This window comes from Caballeronia sordidicola (genome assembly GCF_000729995.1).
In the GTDB taxonomy this organism is placed as follows: Bacteria; Pseudomonadota; Gammaproteobacteria; order Burkholderiales; family Burkholderiaceae; genus Caballeronia; species Caballeronia sordidicola_A.
On record NZ_JNFG01000183.1, the window covers coordinates 1 to 353 of the forward strand.

The 353-nt window shown below is 69.4% G+C and carries 1 protein-coding gene; it reads left to right on the plus strand.

Features of this window, described 5'->3' with window-relative positions:
- Nucleotides 1-353 (plus strand): AMP-binding protein (locus tag FH08_RS0134310; protein WP_031362675.1); only part of this gene is annotated, 353 nt, incomplete at both ends.

Genomic DNA, 353 nt, shown 5'->3' on the forward strand with positions numbered 1-353 from the left:
CCACGCACTCATGCAGCCGGACCAGACCGCGCTCCGGTTCGTCGGGCAGACGATCACCTGGGGCGCGCTGGATCGCCGGGTCACCGCGCTGGCCGGCGCGCTGAGCCGGCGCGGCATCGGATTCGGCGACCGGGTGTTGATCCTGATGCTCAACCGCACCGAATACGTCGAGGCGTTCCTGGCGGCCCACCTCCTGGGCGCCATCGCGTCCCCGGTCAACTTCCTGATGACCCCGCCGGAGATCGCCTACCTGGTCCGTGACTGTCTGCCGAAGGCCGTGTTCACCGAACAGGTGCTGGCCCCGGGCGCGACCGCGGTACGAGAGCTGGAACCGTCACTGGCCACTGTGATCG